21 protein-coding genes and 1 tRNA gene are annotated in these 23,334 nt (G+C 70.3%); 16 read left to right on the top strand and 6 right to left on the bottom strand.

What is annotated here, in order from left to right:
- Positions 1-5: 5 nt before the first annotated feature.
- The 5 genes from ACIQAC_RS26050 to ACIQAC_RS26030 form a co-directional block, all read right to left on the bottom strand.
- Positions 6-1,040 (bottom strand): CU044_5270 family protein, encoded by a 1,035-nt coding sequence (locus ACIQAC_RS26050; RefSeq protein WP_402194669.1) that lies wholly within the window; start codon positions 1,038-1,040, stop codon positions 6-8.
- A complete protein-coding gene (locus tag ACIQAC_RS26045; RefSeq protein WP_402195100.1) occupies positions 1,037-1,645 on the bottom strand; it encodes an RNA polymerase sigma factor in 609 nt (202 codons plus the stop codon). Before ACIQAC_RS26045 ends, ACIQAC_RS26050 begins: the two co-directional genes overlap by 4 nt.
- A 154-nt stretch (positions 1,646-1,799) precedes the next feature.
- Positions 1,800-1,931 (bottom strand): hypothetical protein, encoded by a 132-nt coding sequence (locus ACIQAC_RS26040; protein ID WP_402194666.1) that lies wholly within the window; start codon positions 1,929-1,931, stop codon positions 1,800-1,802.
- 121 nt (positions 1,932-2,052) lie between these two features.
- The gene (locus tag ACIQAC_RS26035) at positions 2,053-2,427 is read right to left on the bottom strand and encodes a hypothetical protein (protein ID WP_402194663.1); all 375 of its coding nucleotides are present in this window, start codon (positions 2,425-2,427) and stop codon (positions 2,053-2,055) included.
- 151 nt (positions 2,428-2,578) lie between these two features.
- Complete coding sequence (locus ACIQAC_RS26030) at positions 2,579-3,496, bottom strand: hypothetical protein (protein ID WP_402195099.1); 918 nt, start codon at positions 3,494-3,496, stop codon at positions 2,579-2,581.
- 598 nt (positions 3,497-4,094) lie between these two features.
- Between ACIQAC_RS26030 and ACIQAC_RS26025 the strand changes: the two genes are divergently transcribed.
- Positions 4,095-4,478: a DUF6083 domain-containing protein gene (locus ACIQAC_RS26025; RefSeq protein ID WP_402194661.1), complete on the top strand. Its 384-nt coding sequence runs from the start codon at positions 4,095-4,097 to the stop codon at positions 4,476-4,478.
- Positions 4,479-4,653: 175 nt separating this feature from the next.
- On the opposite strand, the gene ACIQAC_RS26020 is transcribed toward ACIQAC_RS26025, so the two are convergent.
- Positions 4,654-4,725, bottom strand: a tRNA-Arg gene (locus tag ACIQAC_RS26020).
- A gap of 123 nt (positions 4,726-4,848) precedes the next feature.
- Between ACIQAC_RS26020 and ACIQAC_RS26015 the strand changes: the two genes are divergently transcribed.
- The 15 genes from ACIQAC_RS26015 to glyA all read left to right on the top strand — a co-directional run bounded on the left by ACIQAC_RS26015 (position 4,849) and on the right by glyA (position 23,289).
- A complete protein-coding gene (locus ACIQAC_RS26015) occupies positions 4,849-5,397 on the top strand; it encodes a response regulator (protein WP_402194658.1) in 549 nt (182 codons plus the stop codon).
- A 127-nt stretch (positions 5,398-5,524) separates the two neighbouring features.
- Positions 5,525-6,982, top strand: a complete 1,458-nt coding sequence (nrtL, locus tag ACIQAC_RS26010; RefSeq protein ID WP_402194656.1) for an ArgS-related anticodon-binding protein NrtL — start codon at positions 5,525-5,527, stop codon at positions 6,980-6,982.
- 35 nt (positions 6,983-7,017) lie between these two features.
- Positions 7,018-8,409, top strand: coding sequence for a diaminopimelate decarboxylase (gene lysA / locus ACIQAC_RS26005; RefSeq protein ID WP_402194654.1), 1,392 nt, complete (start codon positions 7,018-7,020; stop codon positions 8,407-8,409).
- A 154-nt stretch (positions 8,410-8,563) separates the two neighbouring features.
- A complete protein-coding gene (locus tag ACIQAC_RS26000) occupies positions 8,564-9,889 on the top strand; it encodes a homoserine dehydrogenase (protein WP_402195096.1) in 1,326 nt (441 codons plus the stop codon).
- A 6-nt stretch (positions 9,890-9,895) separates the two neighbouring features.
- Positions 9,896-10,954: a threonine synthase gene (gene thrC / locus ACIQAC_RS25995; protein WP_402194652.1), complete on the top strand. Its 1,059-nt coding sequence runs from the start codon at positions 9,896-9,898 to the stop codon at positions 10,952-10,954.
- A gap of 294 nt (positions 10,955-11,248) precedes the next feature.
- Positions 11,249-12,178, top strand: a complete 930-nt coding sequence (gene thrB, locus ACIQAC_RS25990; RefSeq protein WP_402194649.1) for a homoserine kinase — start codon at positions 11,249-11,251, stop codon at positions 12,176-12,178.
- 406 nt (positions 12,179-12,584) lie between these two features.
- A complete protein-coding gene (gene rho, locus ACIQAC_RS25985; RefSeq protein WP_402194646.1) occupies positions 12,585-14,621 on the top strand; it encodes a transcription termination factor Rho in 2,037 nt (678 codons plus the stop codon).
- 151 nt (positions 14,622-14,772) lie between these two features.
- Positions 14,773-16,587, top strand: a complete 1,815-nt coding sequence (locus tag ACIQAC_RS25980; RefSeq protein WP_402194644.1) for a trypsin-like serine protease — start codon at positions 14,773-14,775, stop codon at positions 16,585-16,587.
- 203 nt (positions 16,588-16,790) lie between these two features.
- A complete protein-coding gene (locus ACIQAC_RS25975) occupies positions 16,791-17,927 on the top strand; it encodes an LCP family protein (protein WP_402194642.1) in 1,137 nt (378 codons plus the stop codon).
- Between the two features lie 279 nt (positions 17,928-18,206).
- Complete coding sequence (gene rpmE / locus ACIQAC_RS25970) at positions 18,207-18,428, top strand: 50S ribosomal protein L31 (RefSeq protein ID WP_382685732.1); 222 nt, start codon at positions 18,207-18,209, stop codon at positions 18,426-18,428.
- A gap of 118 nt (positions 18,429-18,546) precedes the next feature.
- Positions 18,547-19,623, top strand: a complete 1,077-nt coding sequence (prfA, locus tag ACIQAC_RS25965; RefSeq protein WP_402194639.1) for a peptide chain release factor 1 — start codon at positions 18,547-18,549, stop codon at positions 19,621-19,623.
- 103 nt (positions 19,624-19,726) lie between these two features.
- A complete protein-coding gene (prmC, locus tag ACIQAC_RS25960) occupies positions 19,727-20,566 on the top strand; it encodes a peptide chain release factor N(5)-glutamine methyltransferase (protein WP_402194637.1) in 840 nt (279 codons plus the stop codon).
- Positions 20,567-20,618: 52 nt separating this feature from the next.
- On the top strand, positions 20,619-21,266 hold the full coding sequence (locus tag ACIQAC_RS25955) for an L-threonylcarbamoyladenylate synthase (RefSeq protein WP_402194635.1): 648 nt from the start codon (positions 20,619-20,621) through the stop codon (positions 21,264-21,266).
- Positions 21,263-21,943 (top strand): protein-tyrosine-phosphatase, encoded by a 681-nt coding sequence (locus ACIQAC_RS25950; RefSeq protein ID WP_402194633.1) that lies wholly within the window; start codon positions 21,263-21,265, stop codon positions 21,941-21,943. The genes ACIQAC_RS25955 and ACIQAC_RS25950 overlap by 4 nt, the downstream gene beginning before the upstream one ends.
- Positions 21,944-22,050: 107 nt before the next feature.
- Entirely contained in the window at positions 22,051-23,289 is a 1,239-nt protein-coding gene (gene glyA, locus ACIQAC_RS25945; RefSeq protein ID WP_402194631.1) for a serine hydroxymethyltransferase, read from the top strand.
- Positions 23,290-23,334 lie beyond the last annotated feature (45 nt).

The raw sequence follows: 23,334 nt of genomic DNA, 5'->3' as shown, positions 1-23,334 counted from the left end.
ACGGGCTACCCGATACGGGTCACCGCGCTCTCGGCCGGTTCCTGCCCCACCTTGTCGACGACGGCGTACTCCAACTCGGCCGAACCGGACAGCTGCGTACCGGCCTTGCCGTACGGCCGGTCGACGGAGAGCCAGCTGCGCGAACCGAGGAACGTGTAGTCACGGTCGTCGAAGACCCACTCGGTGTGCACGCCGTAGCGTGTGTCGTCCCGCGCGATCCCGAGCCCCTGCCGCCCGATGGCGTCCTTGGCCCTCGGCGCCCGGGTGACGCCGGGAATCTCCGCGGCGGCCCGGTAGAGCGCGGCGGCCGTACGCGGCGGCATCGGCCCGCCCAGCAGCCGCCCGATCTGCTCGAACACCGCCTGGTCCCGCTCGCGGCTGTCGACGTCGGGGGTGTGGGCGTAGAGGTAGTCGCGCAACTCGGCGGGATCGGTGGGCAGTTCGGCGAGCCAGCGGTACGTCGGCCGGCTGAACCCGGCGGGCGTACCCTCCGTGTCCCCCAACTCGGCGTTGATGGCGAACTCCTCGCCCCCGACCCGGACCAGCCCGAGCCTGTGCAGCGGCCCCGGCTCCTGCGCGGCCCACACCTCCCGGTCCTCCAGCGGCCCGACGACCGCCTTCCCGCTGGTCAGATCGGTGTCGCTGTTCTTCTCCCGGGTGTACACGAACTGGTCGTCCCGCACCTGGGGCGCCGTACGCCGCTCCGCCGCGTCGGAGATCCGGTCCAGCAGCGCGGCGGCGGGCCGCATGTCACGGGCGGCGGCCTCGCCACCGGTGTCGCCACCGGTGTCGACGAGTGAGAGAGCGAGCGCGCAGGCGACGCCGAGCGCGGCGACGGGCGCGAGAACAGCGGGCCGCAAGAGCCGCCGTACAGGCTGGGCCCGTTGGCCGGAGGCCTGATCACGATCGATGATGTCCATCAGCAGATCCCTGTGACGTAGGTACTGCTCGTGCGGGACGTCCTGGTCGTCCGGGACGGGGAGAAGACGCGTGATCTCGTCCCGGTCACCGGGGGACGCGGAGGCGGTCGTGTCGTTCATGTGAGCTCCTTCCGCACGGGCAGGGCCGCGATGGCGGCCACACCAGTCATCTCTCCGCGGGCGAAGGGCGGTTCCAGGTCCGCCTCGGCGGCCAGCAGGGCAAGCTTCCTACGAGCACGGGACAACCGGGACCGTACGGTCCCCACGGCGATCCCGAGCGCCTCGGCCGTCTCCTGGTAGTCGAGCCCGGACCACACGCACAGGGCGAGCACCTCCCGCTCCTGCCGCCGCAACCGCCCGAGCGCGGCCTGCACGGCCCGCAGCTTCCGCGCGTCGTCGATCCGCGAGACGGCGACGGGCGCGAAGTCCTCGACCTCGGCGGGCCGGGGCTGCCGGGCCAGAAACAACTGCCGCCGCCGCGCGCCGCGCCGGGCGTTGTCGGCCTTGTGCGTGGCGATCCCCAACAGCCAGGGCAGCAGCGAGCCGCCGTCCTCATGCACCCGCCCCCGATTCCGCCAGGCACTGAGAAACGTCTCGGACATGACCTCTTCGGCCATCGACCAGTCACCGGTCAGCCGAAGCCCATGGTTGTAGACAGCCCGGGCGAATTGCTCGTACAACTGGGCAAAAGCCGCCCTGTCCCCGTCCCGCACCAGCCGGCGCACATCACTCTCTGACTCCTTCACACCCACTTCTCTCCACGGAGGGGAGAGGGTTCCTGTGACCTGAGCCACGAGCAGGGCTCCCGCTGGAGCCCACGACAGAACGCCGGCCTCCCGGCCCACACCCGGACCTGGGAGACCGACGCTACGTCACCGGTCAGCAGTTGCGGATCGACCAGACCGGCTCCCAGTCCACCGGGTGGCTGGTGGTGCTGACCGGGAAGGTCTGGATCACGTTGCCGCTCTGCCCGTAGGTGACCGCCTGGGCGTTGTCGGTCTGGCTGTTCATGGCCTCACCCGTGCCGTGCCAGTAACCAACGAACCTGCCCGCGAATGGAGAGCCCCTTGCCCCCAAGGAGACCCCGGAAAATCCCAGAGCCGCCCACCTCGTTCTCGACGACGAGTGAATGTCACCGCCGGGAACGCGCTTTGTGAGCCTGCCGGAAGTCGAGATAGGCGAGGGCAACGACCAGAGGCGGCACGACAATCCACAGCAAGACGACCTGGGACCCCCCATCGGTCAGCGCCAGGACAAGAACCACAACAACGGCACTACCGACGAAGCCGAAGAACTGCCGGTAGGACCGGAATCCGCCGTACGCCGCCGCGCGGATCGCATCAGGATCGTCGTCCTCGGCGAACGCGGCACGCACGGGCCGACTCTCGCCATCACGCCGGGCCCGCCACCAGCCGAAGAACCACCGCCCAAGCAGGTAGAGAGCGAACGTCCCCAGGAAGATCCACCATCCGGTGGCATCGTCGGGTAATGAGCGAGCCAGTGTCATGCCGCACCGCATGCCCCACCCTCACGGGAGTAGACGACTCCGCTTTCCAGCGGGCCAGCGGACAGGGCAATACGCCTTTGTGGCAGGCCGTGTTCACGCCAGCCGTGGGGCCCGACGGAAACTGAGACGGTCCCACCGGGCCGGATGTCCCTCAGCCTGCCGGTGCCTCATCCGCCAGTGCGTCGATGTCGGCGGTGTCTCCGGATGGTGGGGATTTGACGGTCACTGGCTGGTTGACCTCAAGGAAGGTGATGGTCAAATCGAGGGGGTCGCCATCGGTGAAATCGAGCGGGATGCCCTCGGTGCCGCCCCGCGTGGCGTAGGTATCGCCCCGCATGCGGAACTGCTTGGTGTGGTTGTCGTCGTCGATCCACAGGTCCATGGTGAGCGTCTCGTCGATATGCAATGCCATGAACTGATCAAGGCTGTCGATCTGGCGCTCTCGAGTCGCCTTGTCGGTGGCAGCATCTCGGGCGGCGCTCAAGCCGCTACTGGTGACCGTTTCTCTGTAGTGAGTGGTTCTGGTGTCGTCGATCGTCTCTGTCCCCGCTTTCCGCAGGTCCTTGGACCCGGTCAGAATCGTGGACTGTACAGCTGGGTTTCCTTCAAGTTGGCTGGGCAGTACGCGGTATGAGTTGTTGTCGACCGCGCCACGGCCCCATACGGCCGGGTCGGCTCTGAACCAACTCCTGCCATCCATCTTCTCGGAGGCGACCGCACTCCCGCCGACATACATCACCTGGTCGACGAACCGGACCTCCAGCCGACGGTCTTCGCCTTGGTCAGCCATGTCCATCTGCATGCTCATGACCAGCGGTTCCGTGCGCATGGATGCCTCAGCCTCCAGACGGCCCCTCTCCGGCACGGTCCCGGTGATCCGATAGTGGAGCGACGTGATGTCCTCAGAGTTCTTCGCCGCTTTCGCCACGGCCGCCTCGGGAGTCACCCTGGGCTGGTCCTCACTCACGGAGCCGTTGCCGCAGGCGACTGCTCCCCCAGTGAGCAGTACGACGGCAAACGCCACGTTCGTCACTCTGCACGGTGCGGAACCGCGCGCTGAAATCCCCATGATCCCCCCGGATTTACGTGTCCGATCCATGCCAAGACCGGGAGCGTATCCCGGAGGTGCGTCCGGTGATCCGATGGGTACTGGCGAGGTGTGTGCGGGTTGCCGCACACACAAGTCCGAGCCCTACTGAGCCGTCGTCGGACTCTGGGCTTGGGAACTCAGGTTTCTTGGTGGCGGTTGCTGCGCTGAGCTGTAGTGGATCGGTGTTGGAGCCCCAGCCGCGCTGGTGGTCAGTTCCCGCTGTTGCTCGTGATTCCCCGCAGGTTCTGGCACGCGACGGCACGAGCGGTCCTCTCCGGAGAACCCTGTTGAGGTCTTGCTCGGCCGCTATGCGAGATGCATCGAGGGACACAAGGAGATCGCCAACCGGAAGATTGAAGATCTCCTGAGCGAGTACGAGTGAATTGGATCGCTCGGCGAACAGCCTCCAGCCTTTACGGGTTGGGGGCTTCGTCGTGTACTGGCCGCACTTTCTAAGCCGCTGGTTGCTGGATGCACCTGTCGCGTCGATTTCGTTCTCGTTGATGCACGGGAGCCTCAGGAGTCCCGACCGGTTCGCCCTCTACGCACGGACGGGCTGAGTGCTGACCCTCGCTGTATGGGGGCTTCAAGCAAGTCGAGGCGCACGCTGGGCGGGGCACGGCTCATGTGCCCGTACTGCGGTCTGCCGCAGGAACGCGTGGCGACGATCGAACACGACTGGGTGCTGTTGGAGCCCGACATGGCTCCGCTCGCCCACGTGGTGCCGGCGGAGTACCGGTGGATCGAGACGTCTGACGGGCGGGTGGCGGTGTACGGCGTCTGCCCTCCAGATCCGTTCCAGCGGTGCCGCATCGAACATCGTCTGGCCTGTCCCGAGCAACCCCTCCCGGACCTATGGCCGTGGTTGACGAGCGTGCGAGGGGAGAACGCGCGGCACTCCGAACGGCTGAACGAGCCCGAGTCGCCCCACCCTCCGGAGGAGTGGCCGGACGCGGGATAATCAGCACCGGCTGAGTTGGTGGGCTGACCTGGGGTAATCCTCCAGGATCCTGTCCACAAATAGTCCATAGAGGCCGTCACGCAGCCGCCCAGGGACGCATACGCCTGCACACACGCGAAGACCCCGTCTTCAGCAAGCACGCTGACGGCGGGGTCTTTGGGCACCTTCTACAAGGTGCCCCCGGCAGGATTCGAACCTGCGCACACGGCTCCGGAGGCCGTTGCTCTATCCCCTGAGCTACGGGGGCGTGTCTGGCGCGGTGGTGTTGCTCGCGGCGACGGGTAGAACACTACCAGCTCGCTCGGGGTGGTCATGAACGGGTTTTCTCGCGGGTCAGGGCGGTGTCGGCCGTAGCTCTCAGGGGTTGGAAGTGGGCAAAACCCGGACGCGGTGGCCGGCGCCGACCTACTCTCGACGTGTGCCAGGCGCCTCGGGCCGGGTGCTTGTTGTGGACGACAACAAGGTCATCCGGCAGTTGATCAGGGTCAATCTCGAACTGGAGGGTTTCGAGGTCGTGACCGCGGCTGATGGTGTCGAGTGTCTGGATGTCATCCATCAAGTGGAGCCCGATGTCGTGACCCTCGACGTGGTCATGCCCCGGCTCGACGGCCTGCGGACCGCCGCCCGGCTGCGTGCCGATCCGCGGACCTGCGATCTCCCTCTCGCCATCGTCAGTGCCTGTACGCAGCTTGAGGTCGACAACGGCCTCGAGGTCGGCGTCGACGCCTTCCTCGCCAAGCCCTTCGAACCCAGTGAACTCGTCCGGCTCGTCCGGCAGTTGGTCGACGAGCGGCGGAGTCGGGGGGAGAGTGGTGGCGGTGGTGCGGCGCTCGGGCTTGTCGATGGTGTTCTTGGGTGTGCCGGTGGTAGTAGTGGCAAAGGTGGGGCCGGCGATGGTGGGCGTAGTGGTGGCGGCTGACCGCTAGGGCATTCCCGCCCTTCAGGCTTGTGGTTCGTGAGCGGGTGTCGCCCGTCACCGTCCACATCCCGGACCATCGGCCCAATCGGCTCGCCTACCCACCCCCCTCCTCCCCTACGCTTGTCCCGTGACTCCCGTCGAGCTCTCTCGTACCGTGCTGCGCGCGGTACGCAGCGCTGTCGACGATGGAGAGCTGAGCGTGACCGTTCCTGAGCGTGCCGTGGTCACCGTGCCCGGCGCCGGTGGCTGTGGTGACTACGCCACCAACATCGCCCTCCAGCTCGCCAGGCCCGCCGGGCAGAGTCCCCGTCGCGTCGCCGAGATCCTGTCCCCCCGTCTCCTCCACTCCGACGACCGCATCCGCGAGGTCGTCGTCACCGGGGCCGGGTTCCTCAACATCCGGCTTGCCTCCGTCTCCGCCGCCTCCGCCGCGGTCGTCACCGATGTCCTGCGGGTCGGGGCCCGATACGGGCATGTCGGGCCGTCGGACGGTCCCGGACGCGGCGACGCCGACAGCCACGGCCGTACCGTTCACCTTCACGCCCCCCGCGACCTGCGCGCCCTCGTCGTCATGGACTCCGTCGCCCGGATTCTTCGTTCCCAGGGCTCCCTCGTGCGCACCAGCTGCGATGCGCCGCCGCCCGGCGAATGGCTCCCGTTGCTCGACGGGCCCACGGGAGCGGGAGCGGGAGTGGGAGTGGACGGTGGCTTCCGTGCCTCCGACTCCGGGTCCGACCACGGCGACCCCCACCCCGTCATCCTCCGGCCCGTCCCCGCCCCCGCCGACCCCGTCCCCCTCGGCCGGGACGCCGCCCGCTGGGCCCTTCTTCACCCGGCGCCCCACGACCGGCCCCGGATCAGCGGCGAGCATCTGGTCCAGCGGGAGAGTAATCCCCTCTTCCGGGTGCGTTACGTCTACGCCCGCACCCGCGCCCTCGCCCGCAACGCCGCCGACCTCGGCTTCACCGCCGAGCCCGGTGACATGGCCCTCCCGGCCGCGACAGGCACCCCCGCCCCCGGCGCCCAGCCCACCCCGGTACCTGGCGCACCCGGCACCAACCTGGCACCCGCGCCCGGCACCCAGTCAGCCTCCGTCCCCGGTGCCCAGCCGGCCCCCGCGCCCGGCGCACCCGGCATCCAGCCGGCCCCCGGCGCCCAGTCGGCCCTCACCCCCGCGCCCGCCGCCCAGCCAGCCTCCGCGCCCGGCGCCCGGCCGGCCCCCGCCACTGCCCCCGGCGCCCACCCCACCCCCGGCGCCCAGCCCACCCCGGTACCCGGCGCCCCCGCCCCCCACTCCGCCCCCACCCCCGGCGCCCAGCCGCCCCCCACCCCCGACCCAACCCCCCTCGCCGAGTACCCCGCCGTGCTCCGCTCCGCCGCTGTCCACCACGATCCATCCCGGCTTGCCCGGCATCTCGTTGTGGTGGCCGATGGCGTGGTGGCGGTTCTGGCGGGTGTGCTTCCCCGTGGGGACGAGAAACCCTCGGCCGCCCACCGTGCCCGGCTCGCTCACGTCGAGGCCGTCGGGGCGGTGCTGGCCGGCGGCCTGTCCCTGCTCGGTATCGACGCACCCGACCACCTCTGAGAGAAACCACAGAGAAGGCAGAGAAGACCGAGAACATGAGCCGTTCCGCACACCCCGCCGGGCCCCGCCACGCCGATGTCCTCACCGAGGGCCACTACTCCGCGCCGCCCGCCGATCTCAACGTCCTCGACCCCAAGGTGTGGGCGCAGACCGTCGCGCGGGCGGACGACGGTGTCGTCTCCGTCGGGGGGATCTCCGTCCAGGCGATCGCCGAGGAGTTCGGTACACCCGCCTACGTGCTCGACGAGACCGACTTCCGGGCGCGGGCCCAGGCCTGGCGCAGTGCCTTCGGGACCGAGGCCGACGTCTTCTACGCCGGCAAGGCGTTTCTCTCCCGCGCGGTCGTGCGCTGGCTGCGCGAGGAGGGGCTGAACCTGGACGTGTGTTCCGTCGGCGAGCTGGCCACCGCGCTCTCCGCCGAGATGCCCGCCGACCGCATCGCGTATCACGGCAACAACAAGTCCGCGGAGGAGATCCGTAGGGCCATCGAGGCCGGGGTCGGGCGGATCGTGCTCGACTCCTTCCAGGAGATCGTCCGTGTCGCGCACATCGCCCAGGAGCTCGGCGTCCGCCAGCGGGTGCAGATCCGCGTCACGGTCGGCGTCGAGGCCCACACGCACGAGTTCATCGCCACCGCGCACGAGGACCAGAAGTTCGGGATCCCGCTGGCCGGCGGACAGGCCGCCGAGGCCGTACGGCGGGCCCTTCAGCTCGACGGTCTCGAGGTCGTCGGGATCCACAGCCACATCGGGTCGCAGATCTTCGACATGTCCGGGTTCGAGGTCGCCGCGCACCGGGTCGTCGGGCTGCTGAAGGACGTACGGGACGAGCACGGCGTCGAGTTGCCCGAGATCGATCTCGGCGGTGGACTCGGGATCGCGTACACCAGCGACGACGACCCCCGTGAGCCGCACGAGATCGCCAAGGCGCTCACCGAGATCGTCTCGCGCGAGTGCGACGCCGCCAGGCTGCGGATGCCGCGGATCTCCGTCGAGCCCGGCCGCGCCATCGTCGGCCCGACCGCGTTCACCCTCTACGAGGTCGGCACGGTCAAGCCGCTCGAAGGGCTGCGGACGTACGTCTCCGTCGACGGCGGTATGTCGGACAACATCCGCACCGCGCTCTACGACGCCGAGTACAGCGTCGCTCTCGTCTCCCGCACCTCCGACGCCGCGCCGATGCTCTCCCGGGTCGTCGGCAAGCACTGCGAGAGCGGGGACATCGTGGTCAAGGACGCGTTCCTGCCGGCCGACCTGGCACCGGGTGACCTGGTCGCCGTACCGGCCACCGGCGCGTACTGCCGGTCCATGGCCAGCAACTACAACCACGTCACACGTCCGCCCGTCGTCGCCGTGCGCGACGGCGAGGCACGGGTGATCGTCCGGCGGGAGACCGAGGAGGACCTGCTCCGGCTCGACGTCGGGTGACCCGCGCCCGGGGATCACGCGGGGCGGAAGATCTCCTGTCGTACCGCCCCGCGAAAATGAAATAGACGTCTCACGATCCGGACCAAGGGCAGAAAGTCCCGTCCGGTGAGTGAGACTGGTGAACTCCAGACGGTAAGAGAAACGAGGTCGGATGATGCGTACGCGTCCGCTGAAGGTGGCGCTGCTGGGCTGCGGAGTGGTCGGCTCAGAGGTGGCGCGCATCATGACGACGCACGCCGACGACCTCGCCGCCCGCATCGGTGCCCCGGTGGAGCTCGCGGGCGTGGCCGTGCGTCGGGCCGACAAGGTGCGCGAGGGCATCGACCCCGCCCTCGTCACCACCGACGCCACCGCCCTCGTCAAACGCGGCGACATCGACGTCGTCATCGAGGTGATCGGCGGCATCGAGCCCGCCCGGACCCTGATCACCACCGCCTTCGAGCACGGCGCCTCCGTCGTCTCAGCCAACAAGGCCCTGCTCGCCCAGGACGGCGCCGCGCTGCACGCGGCCGCCGAGGAGCACAGCAGGGACCTGTACTACGAGGCCGCCGTCGCCGGTGCCATCCCGCTGATCCGGCCCCTGCGCGAGTCCCTCGCCGGAGACAAGGTCAACCGGGTCCTCGGGATCGTGAACGGCACGACCAACTTCATCCTCGACAAGATGGACTCCACCGGCGCCGGCTATCAGGAGGCGCTCGACGAGGCCACCGCGCTCGGGTTCGCGGAGGCGGATCCCACCGCCGACGTCGAGGGGTTCGACGCCGCCGCCAAGGCCGCGATCCTCGCCGGAATCGCCTTCCACACGCGCGTGCGGCTCGACGACGTCCACCGCGAGGGCATGACCGAGGTGACGGCGGCCGACTTCGCCTCCGCGCGGGAGATGGGCTGCACCATCAAGCTGCTCGCGATCTGCGAACGGGCCGCGGACGGCGGCTCGGTCACCGCGCGCGTGCACCCTGCGATGATTCCGCTGACGCACCCGCTCGCCTCCGTACGCGGCGCGTACAACGCGGTCTTCGTGGAGTCGGACGCCTCCGGCCAGCTGATGTTCTACGGCCCCGGCGCCGGCGGTGCCCCGACCGCCTCCGCCGTCCTCGGTGACCTCGTCGCCGTCTGCCGCAACCGGCGCGGCGGCGCCACGGGCCCCGGCGAGTCGGCGTACGCCGCGCTGCCCGTCTCGCCCATGGGCGAGGTCTTCACGCGCTACCACATCAGCCTTGACGTGGCCGACAAGCCGGGTGTTCTCGCCCAGGTGGCCACGGTGTTCGCCGAGCACGGGGTGTCGATCGACACCGTTCGGCAGCAGGGCAAGGACGGGGGTACCTCCCGCTCGAGTGAATCCGAGAGTGGGGGAGAGGCCTCCCTCGTCGTAGTCACCCATCGCGCGTCCGACGCCTCCCTGGGGGGGACCGTCGAGGCGTTGCGCCAGCTCGACACCGTGCGGGGTGTCGCCAGCATCATGCGGGTTGAAGGAGAGTAACCAGCAATGACCCACCAGTGGCGCGGAATCATCGAGGAGTACCGGGAGCGGCTTCCCGTCTCCGACACCACGCCGGTCGTGACGCTCCGTGAGGGCGGCACGCCGCTCGTGCCCGCGCAGGTGCTCTCCGAGCGCACGGGCTGCGAGGTCCATCTCAAGGTCGAGGGGGCCAACCCGACGGGGTCCTTCAAGGACCGCGGTATGACGATGGCCATCTCGCGGGCCAAGGAGGAGGGCGCGAAGGCGGTCATCTGCGCCTCCACGGGCAACACGTCCGCCTCCGCGGCCGCCTACGCCGTACGGGCCGGCATGGTCTCCGCCGTGCTCGTCCCGCAGGGGAAGATCGCGCTCGGCAAGATGGGCCAGGCCCTCGTGCACGGCGCGAAGATCCTCCAGGTCGACGGCAACTTCGACGACTGCCTCACGCTCGCGCGCGAGTTGAGCGACAACTACCCCGTGGCGCTGGTCAATTCGGTCAACCCGGTGCGTATCGAGGGCCAGAAGACGGCCGCGTTCGAGATCGTCGACATGCTCGGCGACGCGCCGGACGTCCACGTCCTGCCGGTCGGCAACGCGGGCAACATCACGGCCTACTGGAAGGGCTACAAGGAGTACGCCGCCGACGGCGTCGCCTCCCGGACGCCCCGCATGTGGGGGTTCCAGGCCTCCGGCAGCGCCCCGATCGTGCGCGGCGAGATCGTCAAGGACCCGTCGACCATCGCCACCGCGATCCGGATCGGCAACCCGGCCTCCTGGCAGCTCGCGATCGCCGCCCGGGACGAGTCCGGCGGCTTCATCGACGAGGTGACGGACCGTGAGATCCTGCGCGCCTACCGGCTGTTGGCCGCGCAGGAGGGCGTCTTCGTCGAGCCCGCCTCCGCCGCGTCGGTCGCCGGTCTGCTGAAGGCCGCCGAGCAGGGCAAGGTCGACCCCGGCCAGCGCATCGTCTGCACGGTCACCGGCAACGGTCTGAAGGACCCCGACTGGGCCGTCGCCGGCGCCCCGCAGCCGGTCACCGTGCCGGTGGACGCGGCGACCGCGGCGGAGCGGCTGGGTCTGGCGTAACCGCCGGGCGGGGTCCTGGCTCGGGGGCGTCCGGGCGGACTCCGCAGGGGCATCCCGACGGTGGGTGCACAGGGGGCTCGCGACACGCATCGTGCGCCTCCCGTGCGCCCTATGTCGCCCGGGAACCTTCCTTCGATAGGCTGTACTGAACCCGCCCGCCGCATATGCCGCGGTGCCGTGTCGTCTCCGCGGCCCGGCAGTTGGCCGGCAGCCCCGTCACTGGGGGCCGAAGGGTTCGTCGTACGTCATCGAATGTCTTCGACAATCACGCAGCTCAAGGAGAGTCATCGAGCGATGGCCGGTCCAGCCTTCCGCGCCGCCGCCGTACGGGTGCGCACCCCCGCCACCAGCGCCAACCTCGGCCCGGGCTTCGACGCCTTCGGCCTCGCGCTGGGGCTCTACGACGACGTCGTCGTCCGGGTGGCCGACTCGGGGCTGCACATCGACATCGCGGGCGAGGGCAGCGAGACGCTCCCGCGCGACGAGAACCACCTGCTCGTACGGTCCCTGCGCACCGCCTTCGACTCGCTGGGCGGACAGCCGCGCGGCCTGGAGATCGTCTGCGCGAACCGGATTCCGCACGGCCGGGGCCTCGGCTCCTCGTCGGCCGCCATCTGTGCCGGCATCGTCGCCGCGCGGGCGGTGACCATAGGCGGTGAGACCCGTATGGACGACACGGCGCTGCTGGAGCTGGCGACCGAGATCGAGGGCCACCCGGACAACGTCGCCGCCTGTCTGCTCGGCGGTTTCACCCTGTCCTGGATGGAGTCGGGCGCGGCCCGCGCGATCAGGATGGAGCCCGCCGATTCCATCGTTCCGGTGGTTTTCGTGCCCGGTAAACCGGTCCTGACGGAGACCGCGCGCGGACTGCTGCCGCGTACCGTGCCGCACGTCGACGCCGCCACCAACGCAGGCCGGGCCGCGCTGCTCGTCGAGGCGCTCACCAGGCGCCCCGAGTTGCTGCTGCCCGCCACCGAGGACCGGCTCCATCAGGACTACCGCGCTCCGGCCATGCCCGACAGCGCGGCGCTCGTGGAGCGCTTGAGGGGTGACGGAATCCCGGCGGTCATCTCCGGCGCGGGACCCACCGTGATGGCGCTCGCCGACGCGGGCACCGCCGACAAGGTGGAGGCGCTGGCCGGCGCCGAATGGGCGGCGAACCGCCTTGACCTGGACCTGCAAGGGGCCTGCGTGCTGCCGCTCGCGACGCCCCCTGTCGACTGACAAGCGTGCGATTGCCGGATGTGGAGAGGGGGAATGTTTGTTGGATCCGGTAGTGTTAACCTCAAGTCTGCACCCGACCCCACCATGGCGAGGTGCCTCGTGTCCCCGTCAGGGACAGACATTCTTCCGGGAGCTCCCCAAGCCGCACTGTGTCTCGTACTACGTATGCGGGCAGTACGTCGTACGCCGGCACTGAGCAGGCCGAAGGACACGCTCCGGAACCGGTGCGACCACGCCACGTGACACGGGGTGCCACGGCTCAAGGACGCGCCATCACCAGAAATTTCCTCCGCCGCTTTGGCGGACCACCGCCCCGGCACGGTCCAGTCGGTAAGGACCGCAGCCGGACAGCACAACCGGTCGCCGAGCCAGACAGGCCGACGTCCGCTCCAGGGAAGGACCCTTCGTGAGCGACACCACCGATCTGATGGGCGCACGTGTCGAGGAGACCGCTGCCGCGCCCTCCACGGACGCCTCCGCGCCTGCCACCGGTGCCGGCTCCCGGCGGCGCCGTGGTACCGGCCTCGACGGCATGGTGCTGGCCGAGTTGCAGCAGGTCGCCTCCGGCCTCGGTATCAGGGGCACCGCGCGGATGCGCAAGAGCCAGCTGATCGAGGTCATCAAGGAGGCGCAGGCGTCCGGGGGCGCGTCCCCCAAGGCCGAGGCCGCCGCCGAGACCAAGCCCAAGCGCCGCTCGACCTCCAAGGCCCGCACGGGTGACACCTCCGCCGAGCCGGAGAAGGCCGTGGAGAAGAAGGCCGAGGCGAAGTCCGACGCCCCCGCCGAGCAGAGCGCGGCCCAGCAGCAGATCGAGATCCCCGGCCAGCCCTCCAAGGCGGCGTCGGAGCAGGGCGGCACCGCCGCGGACGAGGCTCCCACCGAGCGCCGTCGCCGCCGGGCCACCGCCGACGCGGGCAGCCCCGAGACGGTGACCGCCGAGGCCAAGGGCGAGTCCAGGGCCGAGTCGCAGCAGGGCCAGGGCGACGCCGGTGACGGCGAGGGCCGGCGCAGGGACCGTCGTGAGCGCGGCCGGGACCGCGACCGTGACCGCCGGGGCAAGGGCGACGACCAGCAGGGCGGCCAGCGTCAGCAGCAGGGCGGCCAGGGTGGCCAGAGCGGTCAGGGCGGCCAGGGCGGAAACCGCCAGGGGCAGAACCAGAGCCAGGGCCAGGGTCAGGGTCAGGACGACGACGACTTCGACGGTGGGCGCCGGGGCCGGCGCGGGCGCTACCGCGACCGCCGCGGCCGTCGTGGCCGTGACGAGATGGGCGGCAGCAGCAGCGAGCCGCAGATCAACGACGACGACGTCCTGATCCCCGTCGCGGGCATCCTCGACATCCTCGACAACTACGCCTTCATCCGTACGTCGGGCTACCTGCCGGGCCCCAACGACGTGTACGTCTCCCTCGCCCAGGTCCGCAAGAACGGCCTGCGCAAGGGCGACCACGTCACCGGCGCGGTCCGTCAGCCGAAGGAGGGCGAGCGGCGCGAGAAGTTCAACGCGCTGGTCCGCCTGGACTCCGTCAACGGCATGGCGCCCGAACACGGCCGCGGCCGCCCGGAGTTCAACAAGCTGACGCCGCTGTACCCGCAGGACCGGCTCCGCCTTGAGACCGATCCGGGCGTGCTGACCACCCGCATCATCGACCTCGTGTCGCCGATCGGTAAGGGCCAGCGCGGTCTGATCGTGGCCCCGCCGAAGACCGGCAAGACCATGATCATGCAGGCGATCGCCAACGCGATCACGCACAACAACCCCGAGTGCCACCTGATGGTCGTCCTGGTCGACGAGCGTCCGGAAGAGGTCACCGACATGCAGCGGTCGGTGAAGGGCGAGGTCATCTCCTCGACCTTCGACCGTCCCGCCGAGGACCACACTACGGTCGCCGAGCTGGCGATCGAGCGCGCCAAGCGCCTGGTGGAGCTGGGCCACGACGTCGTGGTGCTGCTCGACTCGATCACGCGTCTGGGCCGTGCCTACAACCTGGCGGCGCCGGCCTCCGGCCGCATCCTGTCCGGTGGTGTCGACTCCACGGCGCTGTACCCGCCGAAGCGCTTCTTCGGTGCCGCGCGCAACATCGAGGACGGCGGCTCGCTGACCATCCTCGCCACCGCGCTGGTCGACACCGGGTCCCGCATGGACGAGGTCATCTTCGAGGAGTTCAAGGGCACCGGCAACGCCGAGCTCAAGCTCGACCGCAAGCTCGCCGACAAGCGCATCTTCCCCGCGGTGGACGTCGACGCGTCCGGTACCCGCAAGGAGGAGATCCTGCTCGGCAGCGACGAGCTCGCCATCACCTGGAAGCTGCGCCGAGTGCTGCACGCGCTCGACCAGCAGCAGGCGATCGAGCTCCTCCTGGACAAGATGAAGCAGACGAAGTCGAACGCCGAGTTCCTGCTCCAGATCCAGAAGACGACGCCGATGCCCGGTAACGGCGACTAGTCGCCCGGACGTCGAGGGCCGCTCCCCCATTGCGCGGGGGCGGCCCTTTTGCGTGCCCGGACGCGGTGTAGGATCGCGCCTTCGGATGTGCTCGCGCGGGGGTGCGAATGGTCCGAAACATCCCAAGCGCTCATCCCCAGGGGGGACTTCAGTGGGTACGTCCGTGCCGTCGGGTGGTGAACCGCGCCACCGACGACGTATACGTCTTGGTCTGCCGATCACCGCCGCCGCCGTTGCCGCGGCCGTCGCCGCCGCTCTGCTGACGACCAGCGCGGGTGCCGCCACACCGCTGCCGACCCCGGCCGTCACGCCCGGCCCCACCACCGTCACCCTCGACGAGCTGGAGCAGCGCGTCGGTGGCGCCGTGGCCGGTGACGACCTCGCCGGGAAGCCCAGCAGGACCTCGCTGACCGGCGGCAGCGTGGCCGGCGCCAAGGACGCGAAGATCATCGGTGGCAGCACCACCGGCATCGCCTCGGCGCCCTGGATGGCCCAGCTCTGGTACTCCGACGACCGCGGCACCAGTGCCACCGCCGACGACATCGGCTTCTTCTGCGGCGGCGCCGTCGTCGCGCCCACGAAGATCCTCACCGCCGCGCACTGCGTCAAGGGCTACAACTGGTACGCCCACGGCGCCATCGTCACCAGCACCGCACAGCTGCCGACCGACGACGGCTCCGGCGGCACCGACCTGCACGGCGGCACCGTCACGCTGCCGCTGCGGCAGTGGTACCACCCGTCGTACAACGCGACGACCATCGACAACGACCTCGCCGTCGTCACCCTCGACGTCCCCGTGCGGGCCACGCCGATCCGGATGACGACGGCCGGGGACAGCGCCTCGTACGCCGCCGGGACCAGCGCGAAGGTCTACGGGTGGGGGCGTACCAGCTCCACCAGTGACGACATCTCGCCGACACTGAAGACGGCCACGCTGCCGATGCAGTCCGACGCCACGTGCGCCCGCGCGTACGGCGCGGACTACGTCAAGGGACACATGGCCTGCGCCGGCAAGCCCGCCGACGGCAGCGACAGCGGCACCACCACGGCCTGCAACGGCGACTCCGGCGGCCCGCTCGTGGTGAACAACCGGATCGTCGGCGTGGTCTCCTGGGGCGTCGAGGACTGTGTCGCCAAGGGCGCCCACAGCGTCTTCGCCAAGGTCACCTCGTACGTCGGTACGGTCTATCCGCGCGTCGACGACGGCAACATCAGCCGGGACCACCGGGCCGACCTGTGGGTGCGCAAGGCGGCCAACAAGGTCGGCTACGCCAAGGCGTCCAAGGGCACCACGTTCGACGAGCGCGAGGACTGGGGCAGCTGGGACGGGGTGAACTCGGTCCTCCAGACCGACTTCGACCGCGACGGCTTCCAGGACATCGTCTACCGGCGCAGCAGCGACGGCGACCTCTTCTGGACCCACTTCGTGATCTCCAGCGGCAAGTGGGCCACCAAGAAGATCGCCGACAACTGGAAGACCCGCACCCGGATCCTCACACCCGGCGACGTCACCGGCGACTACCTGCCCGACCTGCTCTCGGTCGACTCCGGCGGCACGCTGTGGATCTACCCGGGCAAGGGCAACGGCACCTTCTCCGCCCGGGTGAAGGTCGGCACCGGCTGGAACCAGTACAACTCCGTGCGCGCGCACGGCGACTTCACCGGCGACGGCCGTACCGATCTGCTCGTCCGCAGCAAGACCGGCAGTGCCGTGTACCTCTACAAGGGCACCGGCAAGGCCGGCGGCGGGGCCTTCTCCGCGCGGATCAAGGTGCGCACATGGGCACAGTTCAACGCCTTCGACGCGCCGGGTGACATCACCGGCGACGGAAAGGCCGACTTCCTGGCCCGTACGCCCGCCGGGACGCTCTATCTGTACCCGGGCACCGGCAAGGCGACCGGCGAGATCTTTGCCACACCGATCGCCGTCGGAACCGACTTCAAGCAGTACGACATCTTCGGCTGATTCCGCAGGTGAGCGCGGATTGTCCGCGCTGTACACGGCTACGCAGAGTGCCCATCGCCCCGGCGGTGGGCACAGTGCGTTGTGCAACCCTGTGCCGAGTTTCCCCGTCTGACCATACGGAGCGACGATGGGTACGGGTCACCGTCCGACCAGGCCCGTCCGCCACAGCTGGGGTGGCCGATCGGACGAGAGCTGAGGAGCACATGTCTGCCGAGAGCACGCCGGGCCCCGAGATACCGGGGACACCCGGTTCCAGCGGGCCGCGCCACCGCGCGAAGGGCCGCCGCCGCAAGGACCGCAAGGGCCACACCGGCATGAAGATCGCCGCCTGGACCGCGGCCGCGGTCGTTGTGCTGGGCGGCACCGGCGCCGGCTACGTGTACTTCAAGCTCAACGGCAACCTGAAGAGCGTCGACATCGACCACGCGCTCGGCACCGACCGGCCCACCAAGGTCGACAACGGCTCCGAGAACATCCTGGTCCTCGGCTCGGACACCCGCTCCGGCAGCAACCAGAAGCTCGGCGGCGGCGCGGACGACGGCAGCGCGCGCTCCGACACCGCGATGATCGTGCACGTGTACGAGGGCCACAAGAAGGCCAGCGTCGTCTCGATCCCGCGCGACACCCTGATCGACCGTCCCGAGTGCACCGACACCGACGGGAAGACGTATCCGGCGGCGAGCGGGGCGATGTTCAACTCCGCGTACTCCACGGCGGGGGCGCCCTGTGCGGTGAAGACCGTCGAGTCGATCACCGGGATCCGGATGGACCACTACCTGGAAGTGGACTTCAGCGGGTTCGAGAAGCTGGTGGACGAGCTGGGGGGTGTCAAGGTCACCACGACGGAGGACATCAGTGACCCCGACAGCCATCTGGACCTGAAGGCCGGTACGCATCAGCTCACCGGGGAGCAGGCGCTCGGTCTGGTCCGTACCCGGCACGGTGTGGGCGACGGCTCCGACCTCGGGCGTATCCAGCTCCAGCAGGCGTTCATCAAGGCGCTGGTCGAGCAGGTCAAGGACATCGGGGTGTTCACCAACCCCAAGAAGCTGTACGACCTCGCCGACACGGCCACGAAGGCGGTCACGACCGATTCCGACATCGGGTCGGTGAACTCGCTGATGTCCTGGGCGAACGGGCTCAAGGGGATCAGCTCGGCGAACATGCACATGGTGACGATGCCTGTGCAGTACGACCCCGCCGATGCGAATCGGGTGCTGCTGGACGAGCCCAAGGCCGAGCAGGTCTGGACGGCCCTCAAGAACGACAAGCCGATACCCGCGTCGGCCACGAAGGACACGGCCACGGGCCAGGCGGACGGGGTCGTGACGGCAGGCTGACGAGGGTGCGTGTCGGGGGGCGTTGCGCGGCCCGGCGCGACGGACTGCCGCCGCGCCCACCCGTGCCGCCCCAGGCGGCACGCATGCCCGCGGCTACGCGGGTCAGGGGCGCGGGGAACTGCGCGACGAGCCCCCACCGGGCCCGCGGCGGAATAGATCTCGGCAACCCCCGGTTTTGGGGGATGGCACCAGTGCTGGCAGACTGGTACGTCGGCTCCGGTTCACGCGACCGCACCCCGCGGACGCGACCCGGCGCCCTCCCGAATCTAGGAGATCCCCTTGAAGCGCGACATCCACCCCCAGTACGTCGAGACGCAGGTCAGCTGCACCTGTGGCGCCTCGTTCACCACCCGTAGCACCATCGAGTCCGGCACCGTCCGGGCCGAGGTCTGCTCCGAGTGCCACCCGTTCTACACGGGCAAGCAGAAGATCCTCGACACCGGTGGCCGTGTGGCCCGCTTCGAGGCCCGCTTCGGCAAGGCCGCCGGCTCCAAGAAGTAGCGAGCCCCATTTCGCCGGTCCACGGCCGCGCGCCCCTCTCCGTGAGGACGCGTGCGCCGGGACCGGCGTTTTTGGTCGCCCGCCACTTTCCGCACGTACGTCATTTCAGGAGCCCAAGATGTTCGAGGCCGTCGAGGAGCTGGTCGGCGAGCACGCCGACCTGGAGAAGAAGCTCGCGGACCCCTCGGTCCACGCGGACCAGGCCAACGCGCGCAAGCTGAACAAGCGCTACGCCGAGCTGACCCCGATCGTCGGCACCTTCCGCTCCTGGAAGCAGACCGGTGACGACATCGAGACCGCCCGCGAGTTCGCCGCCGACGACCCCGACTTCGCCGCCGAGGTCAAGGACCTGGAGAAGCAGCGCGAGGAGCTGACCGAGAAGCTGCGGCTGCTGCTGGTCCCGCGCGACCCGAGTGACGACAAGGACGTCATTCTGGAGATCAAGGCGGGTGCGGGCGGCGACGAGTCCGCGCTCTTCGCCGGCGACCTGCTGCGCATGTACCTGCGCTACGCGGAGCGCGTCGGCTGGAAGACCGAGATCATCGACGCCACCGAGTCCGAACTGGGCGGCTACAAGGACGTCCAGGTCGCCGTGAAGACCAAGGGCGGCAACGGCGCCACCGAGCCCGGCCAGGGCGTCTGGGCCCGGATGAAGTACGAGGGCGGAGTCCACCGCGTGCAGCGCGTGCCCGCCACCGAGTCGCAGGGCCGGATCCACACCTCCGCCGCCGGTGTGCTGGTCACGCCCGAGGCCGAGGAGGTCGACGTCGAGATCAACCCGAACGACCTGCGCATCGACGTCTACCGCTCCTCCGGCCCCGGCGGCCAGTCCGTCAACACCACCGACTCCGCCGTACGCATCACGCACATTCCGACCGGAGTCGTCGCCTCCTGCCAGAACGAGAAGAGCCAGCTTCAGAACAAGGAGCAGGCACTGCGTATCCTGCGCTCCAGGCTGCTGGCCGCGGCCCAGGAGGAGGCGGAGAAGAACGCCGCCGACGCCCGCCGCAGCCAGGTCCGCACCGTCGACCGCTCCGAGAAGATCCGCACGTACAACTTCCCGGAGAATCGCCTCTCGGACCACCGGGTCGGCTTCAAGGCGTACAACCTGGACCAGGTCCTGGACGGCGACCTCGACGCGGTGATCCAGGCCTGCGTCGACGCGGACTCGGCCGCCAAGCTCGCGGCCGCGTAAGCGCGTACGGGCACGGACGTAGGCGCGTACGGCACGGACGAGTACGACACGGAGGACTTGCGTGCAGCAGTCATTTGGGGAGCGACCCCCAAACCCCCGCAGCGTGCTGCTCGCGGAGGTGGCCCAGGCCACCCAGCGACTGGCCGACGCCGGCGTGCCCTCGCCGCGCACCGACGCGGAGGAGCTCGCCGCGTTTGTGCACGGCGTGAAGCGGGGCCAGCTGCACTCCGTCAAGGACTCCGACTTCGACGCCCGGTACTGGGAGGTCATCGCCCGCCGCGAGGCGCGTGAACCGCTCCAGCACATCACCGGACGCGCCTTCTTCCGCTACCTCGAACTCCAGGTGGGGCCCGGTGTGTTCGTGCCCCGCCCGGAGACCGAGTCGGTCGTCGGCTGGGCCATAGACGCCGTCCGCGCGATGGACGTCGTGGAGCCCTGCATCATCGACCTGTGCACCGGCTCCGGCGCCATCGCGCTCGCCCTCGCCCAGGAGGTGCCGCGCTCGCGCGTGCACGCCGTGGAGCTGTCCGAGGAAGCGCTGCGCTGGACCCGTAAGAACATGGAGGGCTCCCGCGTCGACCTGCGGCAGGGCGACGCCCTCGACGCCTTCCGCGACCTCGACGGCCAGGTCGACCTGGTGATCTCCAACCCGCCGTACATCCCGCTCACCGAGTGGGAGTACGTCGCCCCGGAGGCCCGCGACCACGACCCCGAGATGGCGCTGTTCTCCGGCGAGGACGGCCTGGACCTGATCCGCGGCATCGAGCGCACCGCGCACCGGCTGCTGCGCCCCGGCGGTGTGATCGTCGTCGAGCACGCCGACACCCAGGGCGGCCAGGTGCCGTGGATCTTCACCGAGGAGCTCGGCTGGGCGGACGCGGCCGACCACCCCGACCTCAACAACCGTCCGCGCTTCGCCACGGCCCGCAAGGCGCTGCCGTGAGCACCCGCAGCACCACATCCCGGCAGTACGTGTACGAGGAGGCCCGCTAGACATGGCACGGCGATACGACACCAATGACGCGACCGACCGCGTGACGGGTCTGCGCGAGGCCGCGTCCGCCGTCCGCCGGGGCGAGCTGGTGGTCCTCCCCACCGACACCGTGTACGGCATCGGCGCCGACGCGTTCTCCTCCGAGGCCGTCACCGACCTCCTGGAGGCCAAGGGCCGTGGCCGCAACATGCCCACGCCCGTGCTGATCGGCTCCCCGAACACCCTGCACGGCCTCGTCACGGACTTCTCCGAGCTCGCCTGGGAGCTGGTCGACGCCTTCTGGCCGGGCGCGCTCACCCTCGTCGCCAAGCACCAGCCGTCCCTCCAGTGGGACCTCGGCGACACCCGCGGCACGGTCGCGGTACGGATGCCGCTGCACCCGGTCGCCATCGAACTGCTCACCGAGGTCGGCCCGATGGCCGTCTCCTCCGCCAACCTCACCGGCCACCCGGCGCCGGAGGACTGCGACGCGGCCCAGGAGATGCTCGGCGACTCCGTCTCCGTCTACCTCGACGGCGGCCCCACCCCCGGCAACGTGCCGTCGTCCATCGTGGACGTCACCCGCCCGGTGCCGGTGCTGCTGCGCGAGGGCGCGCTCTCGCCCGACGAGCTGCGCAAGGTCGTACCCGACCTCGAGGTGGCCAATTGACAGCCCCTGACGCGGGGCGTGGCATAGGCAACGGGGAACGTGCGGCGGAGATCACGACGACTTTCGTGGGGCTTCCGCGCGACAGCTTCCGGATCCTCCACGTCAGCACCGGAAACGTCTGCCGCTCGCCGATCACCGAGCGGCTGACCCGTCATTTCGTGTCGGAGCGGCTCGGCGTCCTGGGCGGCGGGGTGATCGTGGAGAGCGCGGGCACCTGGGGTCACGAGGGCGCGCCGATGGAGGCCAACGCCGAGGCGGTGCTGGCCGACTTCGGCGCGGACGCCTCCGGCTTCACCGGCCGTGAACTCCTCGACGAGCACGTCATCATGGCCGACCTGGTGCTCACCGCGACCCGCGACCACCGGGCCCAGGTCATCTCCATGGGGCACTCGGCGGGCCTGCGCACGTTCACGCTCAAGGAGTTCACCCGGCTGGTGAAGGCGATCGACCCGGCCACCCTGCCGCCCCTGGAGGAGGGCGTGGTGATCCGCGCCCGCGCCCTGGTCCGGGCGGCCGCCGCGCTGCGCGGCTGGCTCCTCGCGCCCACCGCGGAGGCGGACGAGGTGTACGACCCGTACGGCGCCCCGCTGCCGTTCTTCCGCTCGATCGGGGACGAGATACACCAGGCCCTCGACCCGGTGGTGACCGCCCTGACCGGCGTCGCGGCGCGCACCTAGCACCCCGGGCGGCAGCCCCCGCGATACGGGCGGCGCAACCGTCGGGCGTCCGGCGTGACCCAGGCCTACATTGGACGTACGTCACCGTCGACGCCCCGGAGCCCATCATGACGGTCACCCACGCCCCATCGGCCGACGTCCTGCGCCGGCAGGACCCCGAGCTCGCCGAGATTCTGCTCGGGGAACTGGCCCGGCAGTCGACCACGCTCCAGCTGAACGCGGCCGAGAACTTCACCTCGCCCGCGGTCCTCGCCGCCCTCGGCTCACCGCTCGCCAACAAGTACGCCGAGGGCTATCCGGGAGCGCGCCACCACGGCGGCTGCGAACTCGTCGACGTCGCCGAACGTGTCGCGGTGGACCGGGCACGCGCGCTGTTCGGCGCCGACCACGCCAACGTCCAGTCCCACTCCGGGTCTTCGGCCGTCCTCGCCGCCTACGCGGCCCTGCTGCGCCCCGGCGACACCGTCCTCGCCCTCGGCCTGCCCTACGGCGGCCATCTCACCCACGGCTCCCCGGCCAACTTCTCGGGCCGCTGGTTCGACTTCGTCGGCTACGGCGTCGACGCGGAGAGCGGACTGGTCGACCACGACCGGGTCCGCGCGCTGGCCCGCGCCCACCGCCCCAAGGCGATCGTCTGCGGCTCGATCTCGTACCCCCGCCACCTCGACTACGCCGCGTTCCGCGAGATCGCCGACGAGGCCGGTGCCTATCTGATCGCCGACGCGGCGCATCCGATCGGGCTGGTCGCCGGGGGAGCGGCGCCCAATCCGGTGCCGTACGCCGACGTGGTGTGCGCGACCACGCACAAGGTGCTGCGCGGGCCGCGTGGCGGGATGATCCTGTGCGGCGCGGAGCTGGCCGGGCGCATCGACCGGGCGGTGTTCCCGTTCACACAGGGTGGCGCGCAGATGCACACCATCGCCGCCAAGGCGGTCGCGTTCGGTGAGGCGGCGACCCCGGCCTTCAGCACGTACGCCCGTCAAGTCGTCGCCAACGCACGGGTGCTGGCCGCCGGCCTGGCGGCGGGCGGTCTCGCCGTCACCACCGGCGGCACCGACACCCATCTCGTCTCGGCCGACCCGGCACCCCTCGGCACGGACGGCCGCGAGGCCCGTGGCCGTCTCGCCGCCGCCGGGATGGTCCTGGACTGCTGCGCGCTGCCCGACGGCACGGCCCGGGGGCTGCGGCTGGGTACGGCCGCGGTCACCACGCAGGGCATGCGGGAGGAGGAGATGGCGCGGATCGCGGAGTTGCTCGTGGGGGTGGTGCGGGGCGCGCAGGACGGCGCGGGGGTCCGCGAGGAGGTGCGGGAACTCACTGCCGGGTTTCCGCCCTATCCGGCTTGAGCGGGGGTAGACGCCAATCCGTATCGATGGAGGGGTGCCCGGCCG

Source organism: Streptomyces sp. NPDC088387 (assembly GCF_044753385.1).
Lineage (GTDB): Bacteria > Actinomycetota > Actinomycetes > Streptomycetales > Streptomycetaceae > Streptomyces.
Note: the sequence above shows the minus strand (reverse complement) of the source record. Positions and strands in the feature narration are given on the sequence as shown.

Coding starts and splice junctions, on each gene's coding strand:
- ACIQAC_RS26040 (WP_402194666.1), bottom strand. CDS start 1,931: ATGAACAGCCAGACCGACAACGCCCAGGCGGTCACCTACGGGCAGAGC.
- ACIQAC_RS26030 (WP_402195099.1), bottom strand. CDS start 3,496: ATGGGGATTTCAGCGCGCGGTTCCGCACCGTGCAGAGTGACGAACGTG.
- ACIQAC_RS26050 (WP_402194669.1), bottom strand. CDS start 1,040: ATGAACGACACGACCGCCTCCGCGTCCCCCGGTGACCGGGACGAGATC.
- prfA (WP_402194639.1), top strand. CDS start 18,547: ATGTTCGAGGCCGTCGAGGAGCTGGTCGGCGAGCACGCCGACCTGGAG.
- ACIQAC_RS26025 (WP_402194661.1), top strand. CDS start 4,095: ATGGGGGCTTCAAGCAAGTCGAGGCGCACGCTGGGCGGGGCACGGCTC.
- lysA (WP_402194654.1), top strand. CDS start 7,018: ATGAGCCGTTCCGCACACCCCGCCGGGCCCCGCCACGCCGATGTCCTC.
- thrB (WP_402194649.1), top strand. CDS start 11,249: ATGGCCGGTCCAGCCTTCCGCGCCGCCGCCGTACGGGTGCGCACCCCC.
- ACIQAC_RS26035 (WP_402194663.1), bottom strand. CDS start 2,427: ATGACACTGGCTCGCTCATTACCCGACGATGCCACCGGATGGTGGATC.
- ACIQAC_RS26000 (WP_402195096.1), top strand. CDS start 8,564: ATGCGTACGCGTCCGCTGAAGGTGGCGCTGCTGGGCTGCGGAGTGGTC.
- thrC (WP_402194652.1), top strand. CDS start 9,896: ATGACCCACCAGTGGCGCGGAATCATCGAGGAGTACCGGGAGCGGCTT.
- glyA (WP_402194631.1), top strand. CDS start 22,051: ATGACGGTCACCCACGCCCCATCGGCCGACGTCCTGCGCCGGCAGGAC.
- ACIQAC_RS25955 (WP_402194635.1), top strand. CDS start 20,619: ATGGCACGGCGATACGACACCAATGACGCGACCGACCGCGTGACGGGT.
- ACIQAC_RS25975 (WP_402194642.1), top strand. CDS start 16,791: ATGTCTGCCGAGAGCACGCCGGGCCCCGAGATACCGGGGACACCCGGT.